General features: G+C 67.8%; 24 protein-coding genes. 3 read left to right on the forward strand and 21 right to left on the reverse strand.

The genetic code is table 11. From position 1 onward, the window contains the following. Window positions 1-53: 53 nt before the first annotated feature. From OHA61_RS06180 to OHA61_RS06240, 13 genes are all read right to left on the reverse strand, one after another. Window positions 54-269 carry an excisionase family DNA-binding protein gene (locus OHA61_RS06180; RefSeq protein ID WP_406302123.1) on the reverse strand — a complete coding sequence of 72 codons (216 nt, stop codon included), beginning with the start codon at window positions 267-269 and terminating at the stop codon, window positions 54-56. 181 nt (window positions 270-450) lie between these two features. Beyond that, window positions 451-1,701 carry a DUF3631 domain-containing protein gene (locus OHA61_RS06185; protein ID WP_406302124.1) on the reverse strand — a complete coding sequence of 417 codons (1,251 nt, stop codon included), beginning with the start codon at window positions 1,699-1,701 and terminating at the stop codon, window positions 451-453. Between the two features lie 349 nt (window positions 1,702-2,050). Then, a complete protein-coding gene (locus OHA61_RS06190) occupies window positions 2,051-2,962 on the reverse strand; it encodes a bifunctional DNA primase/polymerase (protein ID WP_406302125.1) in 912 nt (303 codons plus the stop codon). An 89-nt stretch (window positions 2,963-3,051) separates the two neighbouring features. Beyond that, the gene (locus tag OHA61_RS06195) at window positions 3,052-3,717 is read right to left on the reverse strand and encodes a hypothetical protein (RefSeq protein ID WP_406302126.1); all 666 of its coding nucleotides are present in this window, start codon (window positions 3,715-3,717) and stop codon (window positions 3,052-3,054) included. A gap of 37 nt (window positions 3,718-3,754) precedes the next feature. Continuing rightward, window positions 3,755-4,072 (reverse strand): hypothetical protein, encoded by a 318-nt coding sequence (locus OHA61_RS06200; RefSeq protein ID WP_406302127.1) that lies wholly within the window; start codon window positions 4,070-4,072, stop codon window positions 3,755-3,757. A 242-nt stretch (window positions 4,073-4,314) separates the two neighbouring features. Beyond that, window positions 4,315-6,408: a hypothetical protein gene (locus tag OHA61_RS06205; RefSeq protein ID WP_406302128.1), complete on the reverse strand. Its 2,094-nt coding sequence runs from the start codon at window positions 6,406-6,408 to the stop codon at window positions 4,315-4,317. 2 nt (window positions 6,409-6,410) lie between these two features. After that, the gene (locus OHA61_RS06210; RefSeq protein ID WP_406302129.1) at window positions 6,411-7,964 is read right to left on the reverse strand and encodes a hypothetical protein; all 1,554 of its coding nucleotides are present in this window, start codon (window positions 7,962-7,964) and stop codon (window positions 6,411-6,413) included. A 93-nt stretch (window positions 7,965-8,057) separates the two neighbouring features. Beyond that, on the reverse strand, window positions 8,058-8,300 hold the full coding sequence (locus tag OHA61_RS06215) for a hypothetical protein (protein WP_406302130.1): 243 nt from the start codon (window positions 8,298-8,300) through the stop codon (window positions 8,058-8,060). Window positions 8,301-8,320: 20 nt separating this feature from the next. Continuing rightward, window positions 8,321-8,656 carry an RRQRL motif-containing zinc-binding protein gene (locus OHA61_RS06220; protein ID WP_406302131.1) on the reverse strand — a complete coding sequence of 112 codons (336 nt, stop codon included), beginning with the start codon at window positions 8,654-8,656 and terminating at the stop codon, window positions 8,321-8,323. Further along, a complete protein-coding gene (locus OHA61_RS06225; protein ID WP_406302132.1) occupies window positions 8,653-9,657 on the reverse strand; it encodes a DUF2637 domain-containing protein in 1,005 nt (334 codons plus the stop codon). Before OHA61_RS06225 ends, OHA61_RS06220 begins: the two co-directional genes overlap by 4 nt. After that, the gene (locus OHA61_RS06230) at window positions 9,654-9,938 is read right to left on the reverse strand and encodes a DUF6303 family protein (RefSeq protein WP_406302133.1); all 285 of its coding nucleotides are present in this window, start codon (window positions 9,936-9,938) and stop codon (window positions 9,654-9,656) included. Before OHA61_RS06230 ends, OHA61_RS06225 begins: the two co-directional genes overlap by 4 nt. Continuing rightward, entirely contained in the window at window positions 9,938-10,201 is a 264-nt protein-coding gene (locus tag OHA61_RS06235) for a DUF6284 family protein (protein ID WP_406302134.1), read from the reverse strand. Before OHA61_RS06235 ends, OHA61_RS06230 begins: the two co-directional genes overlap by 1 nt. 87 nt (window positions 10,202-10,288) lie before the next feature. Next, entirely contained in the window at window positions 10,289-10,738 is a 450-nt protein-coding gene (locus tag OHA61_RS06240) for a transcriptional regulator (RefSeq protein ID WP_406302135.1), read from the reverse strand. A gap of 684 nt (window positions 10,739-11,422) precedes the next feature. Here OHA61_RS06240 and OHA61_RS06245 point away from each other — a divergent pair. Together OHA61_RS06245 and OHA61_RS06250 are read left to right on the forward strand one after the other, a co-directional pair. After that, the gene (locus tag OHA61_RS06245; RefSeq protein WP_406302136.1) at window positions 11,423-12,139 is read left to right on the forward strand and encodes an XRE family transcriptional regulator; all 717 of its coding nucleotides are present in this window, start codon (window positions 11,423-11,425) and stop codon (window positions 12,137-12,139) included. A gap of 2 nt (window positions 12,140-12,141) precedes the next feature. After that, window positions 12,142-12,615, forward strand: a complete 474-nt coding sequence (locus OHA61_RS06250; protein WP_406302137.1) for an NUDIX domain-containing protein — start codon at window positions 12,142-12,144, stop codon at window positions 12,613-12,615. Here the strand turns inward: OHA61_RS06250 and OHA61_RS06255 are convergent. Together OHA61_RS06255 and OHA61_RS06260 are read right to left on the reverse strand one after the other, a co-directional pair. Next, window positions 12,603-13,175: an HD domain-containing protein gene (locus tag OHA61_RS06255; RefSeq protein WP_406302138.1), complete on the reverse strand. Its 573-nt coding sequence runs from the start codon at window positions 13,173-13,175 to the stop codon at window positions 12,603-12,605. The two genes, OHA61_RS06250 and OHA61_RS06255, sit on opposite strands and share 13 nt — an antisense overlap. Next, entirely contained in the window at window positions 13,172-13,606 is a 435-nt protein-coding gene (locus OHA61_RS06260) for a GntR family transcriptional regulator (protein ID WP_406302139.1), read from the reverse strand. The genes OHA61_RS06255 and OHA61_RS06260 overlap by 4 nt, the downstream gene beginning before the upstream one ends. Before the next feature lie 306 nt (window positions 13,607-13,912). On the opposite strand from OHA61_RS06260, the gene OHA61_RS06265 reads away from it, so the two are divergent. Further along, the gene (locus OHA61_RS06265) at window positions 13,913-14,671 is read left to right on the forward strand and encodes a DUF4145 domain-containing protein (protein WP_406302140.1); all 759 of its coding nucleotides are present in this window, start codon (window positions 13,913-13,915) and stop codon (window positions 14,669-14,671) included. Window positions 14,672-14,940: 269 nt separating this feature from the next. Here the strand turns inward: OHA61_RS06265 and OHA61_RS06270 are convergent, their stop codons facing one another. The 6 genes from OHA61_RS06270 to OHA61_RS06295 all read right to left on the reverse strand — a co-directional run bounded on the left by OHA61_RS06270 (window position 14,941) and on the right by OHA61_RS06295 (window position 23,444). Then, complete coding sequence (locus OHA61_RS06270) at window positions 14,941-18,294, reverse strand: NACHT domain-containing protein (protein WP_406302141.1); 3,354 nt, start codon at window positions 18,292-18,294, stop codon at window positions 14,941-14,943. 59 nt (window positions 18,295-18,353) lie between these two features. Continuing rightward, window positions 18,354-18,701 (reverse strand): trypco2 family protein, encoded by a 348-nt coding sequence (locus OHA61_RS06275; protein ID WP_406302142.1) that lies wholly within the window; start codon window positions 18,699-18,701, stop codon window positions 18,354-18,356. A gap of 318 nt (window positions 18,702-19,019) precedes the next feature. After that, the gene (locus OHA61_RS06280; RefSeq protein WP_406302143.1) at window positions 19,020-19,586 is read right to left on the reverse strand and encodes a hypothetical protein; all 567 of its coding nucleotides are present in this window, start codon (window positions 19,584-19,586) and stop codon (window positions 19,020-19,022) included. A gap of 259 nt (window positions 19,587-19,845) precedes the next feature. Next, entirely contained in the window at window positions 19,846-22,155 is a 2,310-nt protein-coding gene (locus OHA61_RS06285) for an FtsX-like permease family protein (RefSeq protein WP_406302144.1), read from the reverse strand. Between the two features lie 3 nt (window positions 22,156-22,158). After that, a complete protein-coding gene (locus tag OHA61_RS06290) occupies window positions 22,159-22,944 on the reverse strand; it encodes an ABC transporter ATP-binding protein (protein ID WP_406302145.1) in 786 nt (261 codons plus the stop codon). After that, window positions 22,941-23,444 carry a PadR family transcriptional regulator gene (locus OHA61_RS06295; RefSeq protein WP_324972475.1) on the reverse strand — a complete coding sequence of 168 codons (504 nt, stop codon included), beginning with the start codon at window positions 23,442-23,444 and terminating at the stop codon, window positions 22,941-22,943. Before OHA61_RS06295 ends, OHA61_RS06290 begins: the two co-directional genes overlap by 4 nt. Window positions 23,445-23,456 lie beyond the last annotated feature (12 nt).

Raw genomic sequence — 23,456 nt, forward strand, 5'->3', positions numbered from 1 at the left:
CGATGACCGGAGCCGCGCCCCAATCTGGGGCGCGGCTCCGGCGGTACGGATGATCAGTTGGTGGATTCGGCTTCTCGCTTCAGCAGCTCCACGTACGCATCGATGTACTCGGTGGGGACGAGTACACGTCGGCCGACTCGGACGGTGCGCAGTCGCCCGCGGCGGATCTCCTCCCAGGCGGTGGTGCGCTCGAAGCCGAGGACGTAGGCGGCATCGAGTACCGGGTGGAGGCGGCGCTGGAGGGTTGAGGCATCAGGTGCCGTGGCCATGACGCATGTCTCCTTCAGAACGCGATCGAGTGGAGCGGTCGCTCCCCTTCTGGGGGATCCGCCACGTCCGCCACGCCGCCACATCGCAGGTCAGCGGCCTGGATTTGTGGCGGATGCCGGTGGTGTGGCGGATAGGTGCCGCCACACCTGGTGGTGTGGCGGCACCTTCGCGTCGGGCTGGTCAGCCTGCGACGGGGAACAGCGGTGTGGCGCCTTCCGCAGACATGTGGCGGGTGCCGGAAGGGCTATCCGCCACGGATCCACCCCCGTTGACCTGCGGTGTGGCGGACGTGGCGGATGTGGCGGCTTCTCCGGGGGGAGGAGGGCAGTAGCGGGTCCAGGCGTCCGTGAGGTCCTCCGCGTAGTAGCCCTTCGGGAAGCCGGACGCCGTACGGATACCCCGCGGCTTGATGGGCTTGTTGCCGGACGTGACGTACTGTCCGAGCAGCTTGGCCAGGGACCGGGAGTTCAGCGGCTTGTCGTCCAGGTCCGCCCACGGCCCGTCGTCCATGCCCAGCAGGCATTCGAGGATGACCGCGGTGGAGACCCGGTCTGCTCCGCAGAACGCCCTGTCGCGCAGGTCGGTCAGGAGGCGGATGCCGAGTGAGGCTTCATCGTTCTCGGTGGCCGCGTGGACGAGTTCGAGGCAGGCGGCGCGAGCCCGCTCGGGCCAATCCCCGCCGGCGGCGTCTGCGACTGCGAGCAGCGGTTCCCACACATCCGCAGGGCGGTCGGTGACCCCTTCGGGCATGACGGGCCAGGCGTCCGCCACCTGGTCGCGGACGGTGTCGGCCCACTTGGCGAGTTGGTCGCGCAGGGCGTTGCCCTGCTTCTCGTGGGTGCGCCTGCGGTAGGGCTCGACCGTCTCGTTCGGGGCGCGCTTGCGCATGCGGATGATGACCGAGCGGGTCAGGATCGTGTCCGGAAGCGACCCGAGTCCGGCCATGGCGACCGCGCAGAAGGATGAGAACCATGCGGCGGTCTGGTTGGAGCCGTCCCCGACGCAGCGCAGCGACTTACCGCCGCGCCGGTATCCGGAGTTGAGGAAGCCGCGGACGAGTTCGTCGCCGCCGGCCTTGGGTCCGAATACGGTGTCGATCTCGTCGAAGAGGAGCGTGGGGGTGCCCTCGGGTGCTTCGACGAGCCGGAACAGTGCGTTCGGGGATGCGTTGACGGTGGTCGCGGCGCGGGGGGTGAGTGTTTCGATGATCTCCAGGGCGCGGGACTTTCCTGACCCCGGTTCGGGGGACAGGAACGCGATGCGGGCAGTGCCGTCGAACGCGTCGATGAGGTGCGCGTGCGCGTCCCACAGGGTGACCGCGACGTAGGCGGCTTCGCGGGGGAAGACGTTGAACCGGCGGTGGAAGCGCTCGACCTGATCGAGCAACGGCGCGCCGTCGATGGGAGGCGTCGTGGATGCGGGGGCGCTCATGCAGCGGCCCTCCCTTCCTGGGAAGTGGTGCGGAGCGGGCAGGTGTCGCGATGGTTGGTGTGGTCGGCGGCGAGGGCGAGGACTTTGCGGTGTCCGGCGGCGAACAGGTCTCGTCCGCACGCACACCACGAGGTGGCAGTGGGGACCGCGCCACGCGGTGTGCGGATCGTCAGCCACCCGACCGGGGTCCGGCCGTCTCCCTGCCGCGGCCCAGGGCCAACAGCAGAGGGGACGCCTTCGGCGATGCCCTTCGGGGCGCCCACCTCCGCCTCGGGGCGAGCCTGTTCGGCGTCATGCGAGTAGTTCGCGGTTGGGGTAGGGCAATCCAGGCGGGGGGAGGTGGGGGCGCTCATGCCGCCTCCCGGGGTCCGGCGGCGCGCAGGACCCATTCCAGGGCGCTGCGGATGGTGGTGCGGCACTCGGCCGGCGGCAGTCCCGTCGACTCCCCCGCCGCCTGGATTGCCTCCTCCACCACGTGCCGGGGGATGTGGCCCCACGCGACGAATCGTGCGACCTTGCAGGCGCTGCGGTACAGGGTGACGTTGCGGCCGTTAGGCCCGCCCTCGCTCGCGGCCCTGACCACGTCGCATTCGCGGTCCAGGGCGACTTTGGCGGCGCGGGTGCCGTCCCGTACGGGAACGACAACCGGCGCAGCTGCTGGCTTTGCCCGTTCGAGGAGCAACGCCGTGAGCCAGGTGGGCAGTTCAGCGACCGGCGCATCGTCGGTGACCACGTAGTCGCCCTCACGGGTGGTGCTGCCGGGAGCGACGACGTAGCCACCCCAGGCACGCGTGTCGATGTGCCGACCGAGGCGGTCCACGCTGCACTTGAGCCGCACGCCCGACGGAGCGGCGAAGTACAGATGCGCCCCACCGCTCGCGGTCCGGGTCCGGTAGGTGGTGGGGAGGACCTCTCCGGCGCGCTCGCAGAGCGCCCGCAAATTGGCGCCGCCGTCAGGCGCTCCGCTCGGCTCTTCCGGTTTGGGCAGGTCGAGGTCGATGACGAGCAGACCGGCCGGACCGGTCGCGATCCCCACGTTGTAGGGGCAGTTGGCCCATGCGGCGCTGATCAGCTCGGGGTCGGCGGTGGCGCGCTGCTCGGGCTTGCGGTGTCCGCCAGCGCACCGGCCGGTGCCTGGGCAGGCCCGTTCCGGGTGACCCGCGGGCCGCTTCATGCCGGGATGCAGGGGAATGACAGGCCAGTCGCGCTCCGCGGCGTCCAGCGCCGCGCGCAGCAGCGCAGTTCGGGCGTCATGGGTCATGCTGGATGTCTCCAGTTCTCTATGGCAGGGCTGGGATGCCGGGGTGACCGCGGATCTTTGGCGAGATGGAGCGGTCACCCCGGGCGTAGCTATCGGGCGACCCGTACGCGAGCGTGCTGGGCGACGCGCAGGGCGGATTCGGCGAGCAGGCCGTAGGCGTACGCGGCGTCGGGCACGCCGGTTGCGGTGTCTAGGGCCTCGTGGAGTTCACCGGCCTCGTGGTCGCTGAGCTGCCGCTGGTCGTCGAGGTACTCGGCGAACAAGGCTGCTTCCTCGCAGATGAGCCACCGGGTGTGCGCCTGAACGAACTTGGGGTAGTCGTTCCAGCGCTGCAGACCTGGCATCAGGGGCGGGACCGGGCACAGCTCACCGGGGATGACGTAGTTTCCTTCGGCGGTACGGCCAAGCTGCACTGCGTCGGGCTGCTGGCCGTCAAGGACACGCAGGATGGCCCACGCGGTGCCGTACGCGTAGCCCATCGCGCTTTGCATGTAGAGGCTGCGTAGCTTGCCCGCCTGCTCGCGATGCACGTCGCCGATGGCGAACAGGGCGTCATCGTGCGGGCGGAACGGCACGCCGCCCGGGTCGCGGCCGTCGATGCGAACCTGTCCGTCGACGGGCCGCAGTCGGTCAAGGTCGTAGGAGTCGCGGGCGAGTTCGGCAGCGCGGGCGGCACGCTGTGCCTCGCGGACCGCGGCCCCGAGCGCGTACACGCTGTCGGTGAGTGATTCGAACCACACGGGTGTGGTCGTCATGGACGTTCTCCTCAGTCGTTGATGGAGCTGGTGTGGGTCATTCGGCCTTGGGGCGGGTGAGCTTGAAGGTGAGGCCGCCGATGCCGAGAGGTCCGGCGGCCCCGGCGATGAGGGTGGCGGTGTGGATGGCGAACTCGAAGAGCGCGAGGATCGCGGCGACGGTGCCCGCGACCCCGATCGCGGTGGCGAGTCCGAGGCCGAGTGGCACCAGGTAGGTGTGCGCGGTCCGTACGGTCGGGGCGGCTTGGAGGACGACGATGATCGGGCGGCCTTCTCGTTCGGCCTGCCGGTAGAGGTGGGCGGGTATGTGCGGGGCGATGGTTCCGGGTTCGGGTCCGGGCGGTTGGTGGGTCATGGTGGTGCCTCCGTTCGTCTCGCGGTGGGTGGTGCGGGAACGGGGCGGGCCGGTCTCCACAGGGTGTGGAGACCGGCCCGATGTGCAGCGCCGTGCGGTGTCGGCTTGTCGTGTCTCTTGTCGTGCGGCTTGTCGCTTGTCTTGTCTTGTCGCTTGTCGCCTTGCAGGTCACAAGCCGTTTTCGGCCCTCACAGAGCCACCCAGGGCTCTTCTCGCGGGGATGGGCGACAAGCGACAGGCGGTCATGCCTCGGGGGCGTGGCGGTGGTGGACGTAGCGGGCTTTGGTGCCTGCTCCGACGCGTATGGCGGTGCCGTCGTCGGTCCATGTCTTGAGCCATCCGACGACGGTTTGTCGGGTGGTGCCGTGCTCGTCCGCGAGGGCGCGGGCGATGGCGGATGCCCCGGTTCCCTCTGGCCCGGCGGCGAGGAGGAGCGCGAGCGCGGCCTCCTTCGCGGCGTTGTCCTCGGCCCTGAGTGCGGAGAGGTTCAGCCCGGGCGGTGTGGGCGGCTGCTGCGTCCCCGTGTCCGGCTCGGTGGCTTCGGGTTCGGGGGCGGTGGCGAACTGGGCGTCGATCTGCTCGCGGAACTTCCGGGCGAGCGCGTCCGCGGCGGACTCTGCGGCGGGCGGCTGCTCGCGCAGGGCGGAGAGGTTCAGTCCGCCCGTGGTGCCGGCCGCCTCGGCCGCTGTACTCGTGGCGGGTGCATGGTCGTGGTCGTGCATCCAGGCGATGCGGTCGCTGTACCAGCGGCGGGCGTAGTCCTGCCCTGCCGCCTTGGCGGAGGTGGCGTCCAGGGTGGGGTGCCTGTCGGACGTGGCGGCCACGATGTCGCGGATCTGGTTGGGCAGGATTCGCCACGACTTGAACAGCGCCGGGGCCGATTCGGGGGTGCCCATGAACCCTGCGCCCTTGTAGGGGGCCTGGTCCACGCGCAATCCGCGGGAGCCGGGGAATTGCTTGCCCAGGTCCATGCCTTCGGTCTCACCGCCCGTGAGGGCGACCCTGACCTTTGCCTCGCGGCGGATCATCAGGTTTCCGAGGACGGCCCCGGTGGCTCCGAGCGCGGTCAGGACAGTGCGGATGCCCATGGCGCGGGCGATCCGGATCACTTCCAGGATCTTCGCGGCCAGGATCTTGGACGGCCGGTCCATGCTCGCGAGGATCTCCGCGCCCTCGTCGATCACGATCTCGATCTGCGGAATCTGCGCGCTGATCGGCAGCAGATCGGTGTTCGCCTTCGACATGAGGTCCTGGTAGGCCATCTTGCGGTGCTTCGCGATCCGCACGGCCGCATCCAGCATCAGCGCGGCTTCCTCGTGGGTGGAGGCGAGCCAGTCCACCCCCGGCCGCATCCCCTCGCGGTCCCCGGCGAGGGCGGGGCGGACCCAGGGCAGGCCGGCGGAACCGGCGTTGAGGTCGATCACCCAGGTGAGGACGTCGGTGGCGCGGGCGAACCCGGCGAGGATCGTGTGGACCATATTGGTCTTGCCCGATCCGGTCGGCCCGACGACGAGCGCGCACTGCTCGCGGAGGTAGGCGCGGATCTCGTCCGCGTTCGTCCTAAGGCCCCACGGGATGCCCGTGTGGAGGGACAGCGGCCCGTAGTCGGTCGGGTAAGTGACCTCTGCCGCAAGCACGTTGACCGTGGTCACGTCGATGAGGACGCGGCCCTGGTCGATGCCCTGCGAGGCGGACGCGGTGCAGCCGTGCGGCAGCCGCGCATCCGCCGAGAGGCGGGCGGACTCCCGCGCGATCTTGTCGTAGGTGACGCCACCCAGCGGGAGCGCGGCATCGATCGTGAACCCGGCCCCGGTGGGCCACATCTCGACCGCGAGGACGCGCACGGTGATGCCGCACACGCGCTGGATCCGGTCCACCCATTCGGCGGCGATCGCCCGCCGTTCCGCGGAGAGTTCCTGGGAGACCTGCCGGTCAGCGGCGGCGATGGCCTCCAACTCCCGTGCCTCCTCGTGCAGGAGGGTGGCGCGGGCGGCAGCCCCGAGGCCGACACCGAGGGTGGCGAGGGATCCGAGGGCGGCCCACGTGAGCGGGCCCGAAGCCATGGCCCATGTCGTCCACCCGGCACCGACCAGCCACGACGCGGCGCGCATGCCGATCGTGCGGGCCGAGAGACGGTCGCGGAGGCTGGTCGCGGTGTGGCCGATCGCCCCGGCCGCGCCGACCGCGAGCACCCAGCCCGGGGGCATGCCGGTGGCGGCGCCGGTGGTGGCGAGGGCGAATGCTCCGGTGGTGGCGGACAGAGCGCCGGTCACGGGTCCGTGACCGGCAGCCCAGTCCCACACCGGCCCCGTGCTGGCCTGTGTGTTGGTGGTCATGGTTAGACGTTCCATCCCTTCTCGGCCTCGGTCCCGTTGCGCGGGTCCTCGTGGCGTGCGATGTCCTGCTCGTGGGCCTGCCGGAACAGCGGGCCCATGTCCTCGGCGACCGCGACCGCGCTCATCAGGGCGCCGAAGATGTCGTTGAAGCCGTCCGCGACTTCCTTCTCCAGCGGGAACTCCGAGTCGGCCCGCTCGGCAAGGATCCGCATCACGTTCGCCACGCTGGTCAGCGCGGCCGGGAGCCCTTCGACCATGGCCAGAATCTCCATGGCGTCCTCGGGGTCGTAGCTGTTGGCCGCGGCTTCCATCTCCGCCGCGTACTCCTCGAACCGGAAACCAGACACGATCTCTCCCTCACTGCTCTCGCTGCTGGTGGGTGCTGTCGGCGTCGGCCCGGCCGGGCGCTTGGCCGTGTCCCCGATCTGCCCTGCGTTGTCCTCGGCGGCCTCGGCATCGACGGCGGCCTCGGCGTCCTGCAGGGCCGCCCGGATCTCCTCATCCCGCGCTGTCCGCTGCTCGTCGGCGGTGCGCATCATGCGGGCGTAGAGACGGCGGCCCGGGTGCACCAGCCACGGCAGCCCGAGCTTGCGCCCGATCGGGGACGTGATCAGACCGACGATGCCCAGGGCACCGGCGAGCAGGGCCGCGAGCAGGCGGCGACGCTGGAGCCGGGCAGCCGAACGACGCAGGGCTTTGCGCGCCTGCTTGCGGGCCGGTGCCTTCCGCACCTGGTCACGCTGCCCGGCGACCTGCCCGGCGGTCCGCTGATCACGCGCCTTACGGGCGCGCTCTATCGCCGCACCCCGGGCCTTGCCAATGCGCCCGGCAGCCTTCCCCACGGCCCGACCGACCGGGCCCTTCTTCGCGAGCGAGGCGGACCGCTGATCGGCCTTGGCCTTGCGGCGGGCGTCCGCCACTGAACGGCGGGCGCCCTGCGTGTCGTTGCGGCGAGCAGCGCGCGACGGCGACGCCTTCCGGGCCGAATCGCGCAGCGACTTGACCTGTCCGACCTTGCCCCGAGCCTTGCTCGACACTGCGGACGGCGACGACCCGGCGGCCTTGCGAGGGCTGCGGTTCAGCCCTCCCGCCTTGGCAGCCGTAGGGGAACCGGCAGCAGCGCGGGGCGACTTGCCCCGGCTGCGACCAGTGGCCTTGGTGGTGCCGGCGTTCCCGTTACGGGACTGGCCCGGCACCCGCCCCGCACCGTGCCGGGAGGCACGGCCGACCGATGCGCTTCGGGTTCGGGCCGCGCGGCCGGTCGTCGTCTTCCCCTTACGGTCGCGGCGGTGGCGGGTGGCCGCGGCGACGGTGCCGAGAACAACCGCGCCGGTGGCGGCGACGGCGAGCGCGGCAGGTCCGCCGACCAGCGCGGCGGCGGCCAGAAGGGAGGTGGTGGTGTTCGTGCCGGTCACCGCGAGCGGGACGACCGGCCACCCGCCCGGCGTGTGCTCAACCTCGGCGGCGGCCGGGGCGGGTGTCGGTTCGGCCGGGGGCGGTGTGGTGTCCGGCGGGGCCTCGGTGCCCGCTTCCGGAGCGATGGTGGTGTCAGTCATGCTGGTGTGCACTCCTTCGCTGGAGAACAGCAGGGCCCGCACGCAGGCTTGGTAGGCGGCGCGTGCGGGCCCTGCTGGGCGAGGTGTTGCAGGTCAGAGCCGGTTCGGCTCCAGGGAGAAGAAGACGACGTTGGCCCTGGCGAACGCGGGGTTCTCCGTGCCGACGTGGTCCCGCAGGGCCACGAAGAGGCTGTACCGGGTGTCGTCGGAGGCCGGCGTGACGGTGCCGTACCAGGTACCGGCAACCCGGCCGGGCAGATCGAGAGTCAGCACGTAGTGGTGCGAGCCCTGATTCCCGGCAGCCGGGGTGGTGCTCTCTTCCGTCTGGCTGCTCATGTGCTGTGTCTCCTGTCGTGTCAGGCGGCGGATGCGGATGAGTCGGCGCAGGGCGTGCACATGCCGCGCGACGGCGGGATGCGATAGCCCGCGTCACGGCGGCAGTTCGGGCAGATCCGGCGAGCGGCGTTCGCCCGCTCCAGGGCCGCGCATTTGGCGGGCGTCATGGCGCGGACGGGCTTGGCCCGGTCGATCCGGTACAGGTAAGCGACCAGCGGGCCCCGGCGACCCCGGGGGCGCTGCAACTCCGCGGCCACGTCCTGCCCCCCGGGCCACAGCCCCATGGCCCGCAGCTGGCGGTAGGTGGCGTAGCCGTCCGGGGCCAGGCGCCACCGGTAGACCGGCAGCGCGCTCACGACGATGCGCCTTCGAGCGTCCGGCCGGCGGTGGTGTCGCGGTACTCCTGGTAGCGGGTGGAGACCCAGCCGACCGACCAGCCGCACAAGTCCGCAGCCGCCCGCACGGGCATTCCCTCGCTGAACGCAGCGGCGACGATCTGGCGGGCGCGGTCCTCGGGCAGCTTCTCGTTCACCGGGCCGCCAGCAAGCAGCGCGGCCCGTTCACGCGCGGCCCGCCCCTCCCGCTCCGCCTGCTCACGACGGGCAGCCGCTTCCCGCTCCAGACGCTCCGCCTCGCGGCGCTGAGCAGCCTCCCGTTCCAGGCGTTCACGCTCCCGCTGCTGCTGTTCACGCTCATGTTCACGGCGTTCACGGGCCTCCCGCTCGGCACGCTCGCGGGCTTCGGCCTGCTCCCGTTCCGCACGTCGTGCCGCCTGCTCCCGTTCGGTCTGTTCACGGGCGAGGCGTGCCTCGTGCTCGCGCTGTTCACGGGCCAGCGTCGCGGCGTGCTCGCGTTCCTCGCGGGCCCGCTGCTCAGCCGCCTCGCGCTGTTCCCGCGCAGCCTGCTCGCGCTCGTTCTGCTCGGCCCGCATACGGGCTTCCTGCGCGGCCAGGGCGGCGGTGATGGCCCGGCGGTAGGCGAGTCCGGTCTCTGCCGTGACGATCAGCAGCAGCGGCGCGACCGCGTGCACAGCCACTCCCACCAGGTCTTTCCTCAGCGCGGAGTCGGCGACGTTGAGCGCGAGGGTCATGCAGCCGGTCATCCACCGCAGCGCGATCGGCCACCGGCCACCGTGCCCGCCCAACCGGGCCAGCACCGCGTCCAGGCGGACCACGATGACAACCGCGGCGTCCACCACCAGCGGCAGAATCGGCGCCGTCCAGTCCCACTCATCAGGGGTGTGAACGGCCATGAGCGGCGTGACGGTGAGGATGGAGTAGAGCATCGCCCCGGCCACGATCAGCCACGTCCCGACCGACAACGCGCGCTCTGCTGAACGGATCTGAACACTGTTCATTCCGTCGCCTCCCGCACCGTGACCGACGCGATCAGCAGCACCGCCGACGAGGGGTCGTCCGGGGTTTCGCTGTCCTCGGTCCACTCCCACTGCGCACCATCAGTGAGCGCGTAGCCGAGCGCGTTCAGCGCCCGTGAACGCTCCTGAACGGTCGGCACCACAGCACTGCCGAAAGCGCGCTCGGGCCACTGCGACACCGGCACCCCGAGCAGCACCACGTACAGCCGCCACCGGCCGCTCGTCCGGCTGGCCGACATCTGTGCCGTGAACGTGCCCTCCATCAGGCCACCTCCGGGTCAACCGTGACGCCCCGGTTCGTCAGCTCACGGCGGGCGACCAGCACCCGCCGGCGGGCCCGCCGGATCCGGCGGACGTCCAGCGGCGACGGCGTGCGGTCCAGGATCGTGATCTGCACGTCCAGCAGTTCGAGCTCGGCCGTGATGACGGGCATCTCCCACTCGATCGCGTCCAGCTCCGCGGCCGTGGGCCCGCGGTCGAAGTCGGGGGCGGTAACAAGCGCCTGAACAGCAGCGATGTGCTTCATGAGTCGTGGTCTCCCTAGCAGGTTCACGGCTCGACAGCGGCCCCGGAGGTGCAACTCCGGGGCCGCGCGCCGTGGGGCGGAAAGTTGTCAGACGGTGGCGATGATCAGAGCGGCGACCAGCAGCCACAGGTGATGGAAGGACTGGTCCAGCGCGTAGGCGCCGGTCCCGATGTGCGGGTTGTCGTCCCGGCCGGCACGCGGAGAACCCAGCCGGTAGAACTCGCCCTTGCCCGTTGCCTCAGCGAGGCGGGCGAGGGTGCTGCGTCGATCAGCCCAGCCATGCGACAGGGCATCCACTGCGAGGCCAGCAGCCACACCGGCCGCGGAGAGCTCCAGCCCGAGCAGCCACGCCACCGGAATCAGCAGCAGGGCTTTCGTGGCCGTGAGGGTGACGACGTGCTGCGCCGCGGCGAGGCGGCCGGGCCAACCCGGCGCCCCCTTCGTGCACGACTGATGCGAGGTCTGCACCCAGTGGTCACCCACCGAGTGCCCGACCCATAACGCAATGAAGACCGCAGCGAACAGAGCAGCACCCATGCGGAAACTCCCAGGTAGAGAGGGACAAGCAAGCCGTCCGGCTCCCCTCAGCGCTGCTCGTACGAGACGAGCAGCGGAGGCAACCGGCCGCAGCAGACCGCTGCGCGGGTGACCTGACTCCGCGAATCACCGGATGTCCCAGTGCGCTCAGCGGCGGATCAGGGAGACGCGAGGGGCATCACCGTCCGTGCCGGTCCAGCACAAGCAGCGCCCCGGTACGCATCAGAACTCCTCTTCTCGCCGGTCGTATGTGATGTCGCACTGCAAGGGGGACCTCGTCCCCACCCTCCGGCCGTTGCACGCGGTCACCGGGCCACCTCGCCAGTCGGGCCGAAGCCCTGTTCCCCTGGCCTTTAGCGGGATTGCAGCGTCCCCGCCCTCTACTGCTGAGCAGCCCGAAGAAGGCCCCTCAGACGTTGCTGAGAACCGCGATCGAACTTCCCCCGATGCAGTACCTCTATTACAGGTACTGCATCGAGATCCGTCAAGCTTGCCGACGGACTCTGCGGTTCTCGCGCCGGGACTTCTTGGCGCACCATCAGAATCGGTGCAGGTGAGGGGCGTTGTTCACCCCGCGCATGGACACCTTGGGGCGATCTCGCTACCGTCAGGAAGTCCCTAGACGTCCCACCGGGGGTTGAGATGTCCAACGAGCGCTTACGGTCTGCTCTCTTGGCCCAGGGCATGACCGTCCAGGACCTGGCCGACGCGATCGAGGTCAACCCGAAGACGGTCGAACGCTGGATCACTCAGGGGAAGGTCCCGTATCGGCGGCACCAGTACGCGACAGCGTCACTACTCAAGGTCGATGTGACGACGCTGTGGGAAGACTCCCGCACCGTCGAAAGCGCCTCGGACCTGAGCAAGGCTGAGATCGTCACCGTCTACCCGCATCGGCACATGGTGCCCGCCGGGCTCTGGCGCGAGATCTATGGGCAAGCCAAGTCGCACATCGACGTACTCGTCTACTCCGGGCTGTGGCTGTCGGAGGACCCGCTCTTTCACGACCTACTCAAGGCCAAGGTTCAGGGGAACGCGCAGGTGCGCATCCTGCTCGGGGATCCGGACTGTGCAGCGGTCAAGCAGCGCGGCATAGACGAGGGTCACCAGATCATGGACGGCAAGATTCGCAATGCGCTGATGAACTACCGGCCGCTGTTCAGCAGTCATCCAGACATCGGCTTTCGGCTGCATGACGCAACGCTCTACAACTCGCTGTTCCGAGCCGATAACGAGATGCTGGTGAACACCCACGTCTACGGCATCGGCGCGTACTTGGCTCCCGTTCTGCACCTGCGACGCTTGCCGGGTGGCGGGCTCTTCGACACATACGCGAATAGCATCGAGCAGACCTGGGGAGGCGCGCGCCAGGTGACAGACCAAGACCTCACGGGAGCTTGAGCATGGGACGCATCGACTATCTCCACGACCCCGACGCCCCGCCGGCCAACTCCGTCGTGCCATCGGTCGTCGCGTTCCTGCAGAACGACGCGGGCCAGGTGCTCGTGATCCAGCGGTCCGACAACGGCCGGTGGGCACTCCCCGGCGGCGGACACGATGTGGGCGAGTCGATCAGTGACACCGTTGTGCGAGAGGTCTGGGAAGAGACCGGCATCAAGGCCGAGGTCATCGACATGTCGGGGATCTACACGGACCCTGGCCACGTGATGCTGTACGACGACGGGGAGGCGCGGCAGCAGTTCAGCATCTGCTTCCGGGCACGGCCGATAGGCGGGGACGTTCGTACGAGCGACGAGACAACGCAGGTCCGCTGGGTTGCCCCAGCGGACCTGACGGAACTCGACATCCACCCCACGATGCGGCTCCGCATCGAGCACGCGATGGACCGGACGCGAACGTCTCCCTACATCGGCTGACGCTTGGCCGCGGCGACCTGCTCCAGGACTCGGGTGGTGCTGGCCAGGATCTCCGGTTCTGCGCGGCGGATAAACGTGCCGATCAGACTGTCGGGCCCGTACCGCCCGGCGATCTCGTTGACGCGGTCCACGGGGTTGGTGGGCGAGCCATCCGGGGTCGTGTTCATGTCGCAGTAGCAGAGGGCGTCGGCGAGGTGCGGGCGCTCGCGAGGAAACTCGCCCTCCAGCTCATCGCGCAGGCCGCGGGCCTCAGCTTCCATCCAGGCGCACGAGTGGTGAGCCACGAGCCGGATCAACCGCTCGTCCGCGTCGGCCAGGTCCCGCAGATACCGCGCACCGTCCAGCGGGTGAAAGCCGGTCTTGGCAAGGTCCGGTGCGTACCCGATGTCATGCAGCACCGCGGCGGCCTCCAAGAGATCCGCGTCCGCACCGAGGATGGGTGCAATGGACCGCGCTCGCTCCGCCACCCCGAGCGAGTGCTTCCAGCGACGCGGCAGCGGATCGGCCAACAGCGATTCGGCGAGGGGATAAGCCCACTCGGTCAGTTCCGTTGCACTCACAGCTTGGATTGCTCCTCTCGGCTTGGCACAGCCAACACAGTGCGCTGCTTCCCCTGCCTCGCTTCCGACAGCAGGCCGGCAGCTTCGAGCTTGCCAAGCGCCTTGGTCACGGTCGGTCGCGAAACACCGAACCGCATGGCGAGTGCGGACGTGCTGGGGAACGGCGCACCCACCGCGATATTGTCTCTCGTGATCACGTCGGCGATCTTTTCAGCCAACGGTCTGCGGTCGACGCTCTGCCCCTGCCTGATCACGCGCCACCGGCCACCCGGCACTGGTTCGGCCAAACCCTCTTGCCGAAGCACGTTGAAGGCCCGTAGGGCTACGCCCCGAGATACGCCGTGCTCCTCCATAAGGGTCGCGAGCGTCGGCAGCTCAGTCATCTCCGGCTTGGCCTTGATCTCCGCTTTCACGGCATCCGCGATCTTCACAAAGGTCCCCCGAGGGCTTGCCTGCTCCGACACTCTTCTCCCTCTCTGCCCGCCGTCACACTCAAGCGTCCCATGGGACTGTGCGCAGCAGACGGCCGCGGCCAGCGAACTGGTGGGAGTCCCGAGACCCAGTCTCCTGCCCCTCCATACGTAGCAAGGCCATCGGAGCGGATGGCAGCAAGGCCCGCTACGGAAGGCGCAATCGGCTCCGCCTTCCGGTTGGGGCCGCTGGCCTCTGAGCCTCGCGCTGCCCCTCGTTCCGGATAAACCGGTGATATTGGCACGAGGGCTCGGTAGGCTTTCCGAATGGCCGAGCACGAATTCGCTGTGATACGTCAGCGCAGGGCTGTCTGTCCGTACCCGGACTGCGGCATTGGATCCGCCATGGATCTCGTAGAGGAGTGGGTGATCTCCCCCGAGTTCCGTAGCTTCAACTGGGAGGAGGACAACTTCACCGGCGGCTACCTGAACACCCACGGTCTCGATTCGTGGCAGCAAGGAGAAAGCTGGTTCTGCCAGCTGTGCGGCCGCTCCGTCCTGGAGCTCGCCTCGTGCAAGCGGGGTGGCATGCCCGACCATGTGAATCGGCCAACCGTTGAGGTGAGCCGACAGGTCCTCTGGCCAGCTCCTCCGCCTCGTGTCCTTGGTGTGGAGGTGCCGGAGAAGATCCGCAGCCTTTACGAAGAAGCGTCTCGGACGGAGAACGTCGGCGCGCCTCGTCTTGCAGGCGTGGGCTACCGGGCCACCGTCGAGGAGATCTGCAAGGACCAGGGCGCTACCCATCACACGCTCCACGGGAAGATCCAAGAGCTGGCAGTGAAGGGCTTGCCATCCGAGGTGATCAACGCACTCGACGAAACCCGCATCGTCGGCAACGACAGCGCGCACCATGGTCTTGAGTACACACCTGAGGAACTGGCCGATATCGCCGAACTGGTCGCCGAGGCTACAGTCATCCTCTACGTCCAGCCTGCCCAGCGTCGTCGTCTGGCCGAGTCCCGCAAACTTCGCCATGAGGCAGCAAAGAACGCTCTGCAGGCTCCGACCGCTCAATCGGGTGCATAGCCCCCACCCCGCACTGAGGGGAAGCGGCGTGTAGCCGCTTCGAACTACCGAGCCTCGTCTCAGTTCCCGTCTCATTGCCGTACGGGAGCGTTCGTGGACGTTCACCGGGACCCGCGAAACCCGGCGACGAACCAAGATGAACGACCCCGAACCGGATCTCCCCACCTGGGAACAGACCTCGAAAGCGAGTATGCCCGTTCTGCCACTGGCAGAGCGGGGGCTGCACCGCGGTAAGAACTTCCTTACCTCGTTCAAGGCTGCGTTGTATGTCAGGGCCTCAACAGTGGATCGACGACCCTCCGATCAAGATCGGTTCTGCGGATGGAGCTGGAGCCTCCTATATAACCTCTGGCCAGATGGAGGCGTTCACCGAAGAGATCGGCGCCGATTACCGGGTTGTCTATCGACGGCATCAAGACCCGCAGCTTGAGATTGGTAATTTCGGCCAGTGGTGTAAGGTCGAGCGCTTTGTCAGCGGTGGCACTCCGGCGCCTCTCGGTCCTCAAATTTCTTGTGGCCCTCAAATTGAGCTGCAGATGCCTGAGGGCGGGAAACTTAGCCACGATCTGCGCGAGGTCGGAAGGGTCCTCCACTCTACCCAGGTGCAGCCTGGAGACACAGGGAAGCGGCCGCACGAGTGCGAGATCTGGAATCCGCCGCAGTTCGATTCGCAACTCTCTGAGTTCTGGCAACTCTCGTACGAGATCCAACGCGTGGAAGATGTTCACGGGCCCGCTGAGACGCAAGCTCTGCAGCCCCTGCCACTCGGGAAGGGAATTGAGTGCCACTGACTGCAGGGCCCTCAGGGCGAGGTGCTTGACACCGTGATGTACGCGGGGCAAAGCACGGCATTCAAAGGGGAGCGCCTGCAAGACGAGCCGCTCCAGAGTCGCAATGCTACCGATGGCATCCAATGCGGTCAGGGAGAGATGCTCGGCGCTGAGAGTGAGGTGGCTCAACGGCAGAGCAGCGAGTGCCGCCAGATCCGTGACACGGAAGCAATCTATGACTTGCAGGTCGCGTAGCTCCTGCTGTCCGGCCAGGAACGCGAAGTTTTCGACCGACGGATTGCTCTCCAGTTGCAACCCTCGCATCCACCCGTCGGGCAATTCCCTGGCCACCGCTGTGGGTGATAGCGGGCCGCGCAGTCTCAGCCTTCCGAGAGGACCGAGCTTGCGGAGCTGTACCAGCTTCTCAAGGCTATCGACGTCCATTGGTATACCGTTGCAAGAGATCCGGGACAACACCTCTTGGGCGTAATCCCGAATGGGGAACTGTCCCCAGTTAGCAGCCAGGTTGTATCGAACAATGAATTCACCGCGCACTGTGAAAGTTTGCATGATCTCCATGGCTTCACGGCCCGCAACACCTGCCGCGGTTTGTACCACCGTGGCCGCTTCTTTGGCACTGAGACCGTCCGGCCCTGGCAGTAGCGGCAGTAAGTCCGGTCCCAGCGAGGCCAGCTTGGCGACGTCTTCGTGCCCTGGCGGCATGAGCCGTCTCAGGCGCTCCTCGACCTCGTCCCGATCCTCGAAGTAGGCCGACTCGAAGGCACAATGCGCCGCCAGCACGTATAGATCGACCCGCTTCCCGCGGTCGTCCACCGCGTCACCTTGGGCGATCAGATTCTCTACGATCTTCTCTGTCTGCCCTCGGCCGCAGTGCCCGGCCACGAGCCGTATCACGTCCTGCCAGTCTTCCTCGGCGGCATGGCGCAGCATTTCGTTCAGGGAGCCGCTCTCATGGAACTCCTTGGCCGCCAGATAGTCCTGGAACGTGCGGTGGATGAACTGGATTGCATCCCCGTTGCGTTCCTGGAGCAGACCGCTGCGATTAAGGAGGTGAATCAATAGCTGTTCCGACGTGGCGCTCTTTCGGACCCGGGCCATGCCCTTCAGAGCGAGGGTGATCTGTTCGATCGCGTCCTCGTGTGACAGCTGTGTCTGACCGCCGCGCACCAGCCAGACCGCGATGCGCTGTAGCAACTGCTGTTGCTGTTCCACACTGAGCGTGATGCCCTCAGCGGCACCTATCTTCCGTTGCGTGTCCCGACTACCGAGAAGCATCGCCAGCGCTGAACGGTACAGAGCCCATCGATTGTCCGGCAGCAGACCTCGATTGCGGTGGTGCAGGGCGCAGATCACGGCGCAGAGCAGGGGTGTCCGAGCCAGATCTCGCAGCGCGAGATTCCTGTCTAGCTGCTGGTTCAGTTCCCGTTCTAACTCGGCCAGCTCGTCGCGACATCCCACGGCGGCGCGATGCCACGCCGCTACGAATTCCCTGATGTCCGGGTCGCGCATAGGCAGCAACCGCAGCTCGTCGAATCCTTCTTCGGTGAGCCACCTCTTCTCCACGGCCAGAGGGCGGACTGTCACCATGCACCGCGTTTTGGGATAGCGGTGGAGCACCTCGGAGAGCCAACTAGCAGCGTCTGTCCGGTCCTTACGCGGTACTTCATCCAATCCGTCGACCAGCAGCAGCCCACGGCCGGATTCCAGAACCCGGCGGGCCCAGCCTTCCGGTGGGTTGTCGACCTGGAGTTCGGCGGCGAGGGGAAGTTCGGCCGGCTTGGGGAAGGGGCGGCCCTGGGCACGGATGCTACGCAGCGGCACGACGAACGGCACCAGGTGGTTAAGGTCGGCGAGTTCGGGGCCCAAGGTACCGGCCGCGGAGTGCGCCGCCAGCCACCAGACCAGAGTGGTTTTGCCTGCTCCGGCCTCGCCGCGCAGCAGTATGCGCGGACGGTCGGCGAGTAGGTCGTTGATGCGCCGAGGGCCCAGCTCTGGCGGGCCTGGCTTGGCTTGGACGGAGGGTTCGGCCTCCAGCGGCAGATACGCAGTTTCCAGGTCCCAGGTGGACTCGTTGCGCCCGAGTTCCTCTAGGCCGAAGATCTCTGTCTTCCGGTAGCGGGCGCTGACGGCGTTCGCGTAGTCCGGCTCGTAACGCGAGTCCTGGCGATGGAAATCAGTGACGCTCTCGCTGCGGAAGCTGCCACCACACAGGCGGCGGAACTGGTCGTAGAACCGCTGGTCCGCCATGAGCTGCGGCGTGGCGATGGCCGTGACGCGCTGATGGTTGCGTTCTTTCGGTATCTCCGTGACCAGTCCCAGGAGGACGGGGCCAGCGAAGAGCGGGGACCCAGACAGGCCAGCTAGTGGTGAGGTGCCGTCACCGCGCTCGGAGGCGGGGGGCAGGTCCAGCATGCAGGTCAGACCACCACGAAGGCGCCCCGCCACCGGGAGCACGGTCCCGGTGTATTGGTCCAAGTCGAGTCGGTCCTCGGCACCGTACCGCTGCACGTCCGGAAAGCCGATGATCTCGCAGTGGGGCAGTGGAGACTCGGTGACCAGCTCACCGAGTCTGATGCTGCCGAGCGCTGCGGCTTGGTCGGGGCTCAAGACGTTCCGCTCGGCGAGCAGCAGCGCCGCGTCGAGCTCGAGGCTGAACCAGACCACCTCGCAGGAAACGAGGTCCGAGCTGCCCGGGTGCGCCACTGACAGGGGCTGCTCCCGGGCCTGCCCTGAGAGTCGCTGGCCGCTGCTCAATAAGTGTGCGCTGGTCAGGATGAGGTGCGGGGCCAACAGCACGCCCGTGCCCTGACTCTGGCCGAGCACGGCCACCACACGCTCGACGGGATGGGCGGCTGTGACTATGTGGCCCCTCACTCCGCCGGCTGCTGGCGTCACCGAGACCCGAACCCAGCGACGCTGCCCTGGTTCTCGTTACCCACCTTCCAAGGATCACCCGTGCGGCTGTCCTTGGGCTTGAGTGTGAACGCCACCCGGTGGGTTTTGGCTGACATCCGTGTGGCGTCGGCCCCGGCCTCCAGGACCCAAGCCTTGACCTTACCGCCGCCCTTGAGCTCCTTGCGCAGCTCTACGATGAACTCCATCTGGATATCGCCTAGTTCGAAGGTCAGGTCCTGCCCCTCAGCCTGTTCGGCCGCAGCGACCAACCCGTCCCGGATGACCTGCACGGCGCTGCCCAGTTCAATGGCGTTTTCCGTGTCCTCATGGCGTTCGTCGTTCACATCGCCCCCGTAGTACTGATGCCAGAATCAGCAGCGTAGCGACGAGAAGCCAGCCCTGCCGAGTCTTCGCTGCTTCTCGCCACCAGCATCTACGCGGATCCGGCCCACGGGTCACCGACGGCAACGGCCAGGTCATGGTCTCGGATGACGTCTTGCCCCGTTATGGGCTGGGAGAAATCTGGGAGAAGATCTTCTCTCGACGGCTCCTGGAGGGCTTGCAAGACCAACTCATACCAGGGCCTTGAACCGCGGAGATGACTTCGAGAAGACGTTGGGATCTTGCCCTGACCTTGTCCGGGAGGAAGAGGTCGCTGATCTTTAGGCCGAGCGACGAAATCGGTGCGGCGGCGTGGTCATGGTTGCCCCGAAGGCGGTCGATATCTCCTGTACTAGGACCTCGTCCAATTCGTGACGAATGGACCATACCTCCCTGATGGCATCCGCTATCTCCCGCCACAACGCATCCGGCGATCCGTGCGCGTCGGAGATTGCTTCGCGCAGCATGTCCTCTGCCCTTCCCATAGGCAGGAACACACGGCCGCTGACCTGTCGGGAGACGTGCAACCGGTAAGCCACAAGCCGGTTCACGCTTTGCCTCATCTCCTGCTCCAGGGATCGCATGGAGTCATCGAACTCTCTCAGGTCAACTGAACGACCCACCCTGATGTCTCGTAGGACCCGTCGCATGTCGCGTTCCCACATGGCTCCCGCAGTGCGCAGATGCGCTGTGATTTCAAGAGCCTCCCGGACATCGCGATCAGTGAGGGTCCTGCGTTCGTGATCTTGAGTTCGCCTCTGGGCCAGCAGGGGGCCGAACACCGCACCCAAAGCGCCAATCACGGTGCCCCCGACAGCACTGACTCCCGCAACTATCGCCTGATCCATCGAAGTATTTTGACCGACCACTCAGCTCTACACCACCAAGGCCGGCTGGGCCAGACCTGCAAAGCGGATTGCGCCAGGGAGCCAAGAGGGGAGCCACACACCACGACACTCAGCGGTCAGCCACGGTCGTTGACAGCCCGTCACCAAGCACCCCCGCTGGCATGCAAGGCTGCGAACTTGACCATCTTCACTGTTGATCAAGGCTCGGGATTACGCGCGAGGTAATGGCGCACTCCCCCACTACGAGCGTGCCGTGAGCTCACATGACATCGCTGAGCGTGTCCGCCAGCCTGCGTCGGGATGCCCGGGCGGCCGGCAGGGTCGAGACGGCGATCGCCCCGGCGACGGCGGCTCCGCCGAGCAGGAGCAGCATTCCCGGGGAAGGAGGCTGGGCAATGCCCGCGCCGAGCCCGCTCGATTGTCCCTGCAGGTCGATCAGCCACGTCGATACGTACACGCCCAGGATCGTTCCCGTCAGGGCTGCTGCCGCAGCGATGAACCCCGTGCTTGTGACGATCACCGCGGTGATCTGACGAGGAGTCAGTCCGATGGCTTTGAGGGCGAGAAGGTCGCGGCCGTGTTCGCGAAGTCCCGCGGCGATGACGGTGAACAGTTCGGCCAGCCCGATGAAGGCGAGCACTCCGACGAGTCCGATGATGACCCCGCGGGCGGCGGAGAGCTGGTCGGCGGGATTGGTGTTCTTCCGCACCTCGAGACCGCCGTCGGAGGACGCGGCCAGTGCACTGCTCACCGCTTCGGGGTCGGCCTCATGCGTCAGGACCAGGTTGTAGAACTCGGGCCGCAGCGAGGCATCCCCCTCCCGAAGCGTGTCGACCGTTGTGGAGATCACCCGGCCGCCGTCTTCCGGCTCGATACTGCGGCCCACGATGTGGAGGACCTGCGGACTGCCTCCGACGGTCATACGGACCCAGTCACCTACCTTCGCTCCCAGGAGGTCGAGAAGTCCCTGGCCCGCCACCGCTTCGTCGGAGTTCTGGATGGTGCGGCCCTCAGCGATGGTGAAGGGATACGGGTGCCCCAGGGTGCCCAGGCCGCGAAGCGTGATCGTCCTGGTCTGGCCAGGGACGAGCGCCGCAACCTCGACGCCCGGGTGGGCCGCGGACACGCCCGGTTGATCGTTCAGCAGCCCGCGTGCCGTCGCGTCGTCGATGCCCTCCGGCTTGGCGCGCAGTTCCGCGGCGAGTCCCACGTCCTCGGGCCGGCTTTCGAAGCGGTCGAGGGTCGACCAGGCTCCCAGAGCGATCGTGATCATCAGCAGCGGGAGCGCGAGCCGCCCCACGGCCGCCGCTGCGCGCGCCGGGCGGTGGAACGCGCCTCGCCACCCGAGCACGAGTGCGGGCGGCGTTCTCAGCCGCAGAGCGAATCTGGCGGTTCTGGACAGCCGGCGGCCGCTCTTGATCGCTCCCCGGGCGATGGGCACAGGTGAGACGCGGCCAGCACGCCAGGCGGCCAGGCCGGTGGCTGTCGCGATGACGAGAACCGCCCCGAGTGAGGTGGCAAGGACTCTCCAGGCATGCTCGGGCAGGTCGCGCCACAGCACCATCGCGTCCCCGATGCGGCCGGGTATCCGGGGGCCCAGCGTCTCTGTGACGATCGCCCCGAAGGCCACGCCGACGAGCGCGAAGGCTACGTGCTCGACCAGGAAGGCGCGTACGACCTGACCGGGGGTGAAGCCGATGGCTTTCAGGACGGAGATGTCCCGGAGATGTCCCCGAACCCGGGTGCTGATGGCTCCGGTTACCGCGAGCGCGGCAGCCAGCAGAGCACCCAGGCCGAAGGAGCCGAGCAGGAGTCCCAGGAGGCGATTGTCGCCCTCCGCTTCGTCCCGCGCCTCCTCCCAGGTGGAGACTTTGGCAACCTGGTCGGCGCCGATCAGTGTCACCGCCTGCTGCACGGCGAAATCGGTGTCCTGGGGATCCGCCAGCCGAAGTCCGACCGTCTGCCCGACACGACGGGCGTCGGGTTCGACCCGGTGAAGCTGTGAGGGCAGCAGCCAGGCGACGCCGGGGATCACACCACGGACGAAGCGCGGCTCCGCGGTGTCCGCGATCCCCACGACCTGAAGAGTCGTATCTCTGCTGCCGCTGCCGCGGACGCGCACAGTGTCGCCGGGCTTGACCCAGAGCGCATCGGCGGCCGATCGCTCGAGCACGATGCCATGGGGGACGTCGTTCTCCAGCCAGTGTCCGGAGTCAACCAGCGGGCGAGCCGCTTTGGGGGGTTCGGCCCCGGCACCGCGCAGCTCCAGTGACACCTTCGCGCCCCGGATTTCGGCGGTGGCCGGGGCAGTGGGGAAGGGCCCGGAGAAAGCTGCGACGCCGTCGATGTCCCTCAGCTTCTCGGTGGACGCGTCCGCCCTGGTGTGGATCCATACGTGCGCGCCGGAGGACTCGGTGAAGATGCGCTGCCACGGGTTGGCCGCATATTGCAGGAGGGCGCCCGCGAGCAGAAGGGAGGCGATGATGCCTGCGGTGGCCAGGATGATGAACAGTGCCTCGCCGCGGTTGGCCCGAAGGTCGGCGCGCGCCCACCGCACGGTGGCCCGCATCGGTCAACCCTTGATTCTCAGGATGTCGGCGACACTCCTCGGCACATGCTCAGGACCGCCGAGGACCGCGTCGTCGACGACTTGGCCGTCGAAGAAACTGATCACTCGGTCCGCCGTGCTGGCAGCCCTGGCGTCGTGGGTGACCAGCAGGATGGTCTGGCCGCGCTGATGGAAGCGGGTGAGCAACCGCAGGACATCGCGGCCTCCCTTGCTGTCCAGGCTGCCGGTCGGCTCGTCGGCGAGGAGCAGGCGTGGGTGGTTGACCAGGGCACGAGCCAGCGCCACCCGCTGCTGCTCGCCTCCGGACAGCTCGCCGGGCATGCTGCGCTGCTTGCCTTCCAGGCTCAGCTCGGCGAGCAGCTCCTCGCAGCTCGCCCTTGCCTGCCGTGGACTCTTGCCGGCCAGAAGTGCCGGGAGCTCGATGTTGTCGGTCACGGTCATGTTGGAGACCAGGTTGAAGAACTGGAAGACGATTCCGATGCTGCGTCGGCGCAGCACCGCCCAGCGAGCCTCGCTCAGCGAATCGACCTGCCGGCCGTCCAGCCAGATCTTCCCGCTGTCCGGGCGGTCCAGGCCGCCCAGCAAATGCAGGAGTGTGGACTTGCCCGCGCCGGAGGGCCCGGTGACGGCGACGAATTCGCCCGGCTCGACGTGCAGATCGACGCCACGCACGGCCCGCGCCTCGGCGCCCTCCGCCTTGTATGTCTTGACCAGGCCCTGCGCCTTCACCATCGGCTGGGGATCAGCAGCAGACCGGGGATCAGCGGCAGAGGAGAGATCGCGGCTCATTCCAGCTCCTCCTGACAGCGTTCCAGCCAGTCGAGGTCAGCCTGTAGGTGCAGCATCGCACCCTCGATCAGCAATTGCGAGACGCGCTTGTCACGGTCTTCCGAGGCCGCGAGCCTGGACAGATCACGCATGGCATTCAAGCAGTGGCGACGCTGCTTGTTGATCAGTCCGATCCGGTCGGCCGCTCCCGTCTCGTGGGCGAGCGCGAGCTTCATGAAGAAATCGTCCCGGATCTTCGGCTCGGCCGGCTCCTCGAACCAGTCAGCCACCGCTTCCCGCCCGGCTTCCGTGAGCCGGTAGATGCGTTTGTTCGGCCGACTGGATTGGGTGACGTCCTCGCCCTGGATCAGACCCGCATTCTCCAGGCGACTGAGAGTGACATAAATCTGCCCGATGTTGGGCTGAGAGTAAGCTGCCCCCATGAGCTTCTCAAGAGCTTGCTTGAGCTCATATCCATGAGCCGGCCCCTTGAACAAGAGCACCAGCAGGGCGAGACGCACTCTGCACATTCC

This window comes from Streptomyces sp. NBC_00885 (assembly GCF_045207475.1).
Lineage (GTDB): Bacteria > Actinomycetota > Actinomycetes > Streptomycetales > Streptomycetaceae > Streptomyces.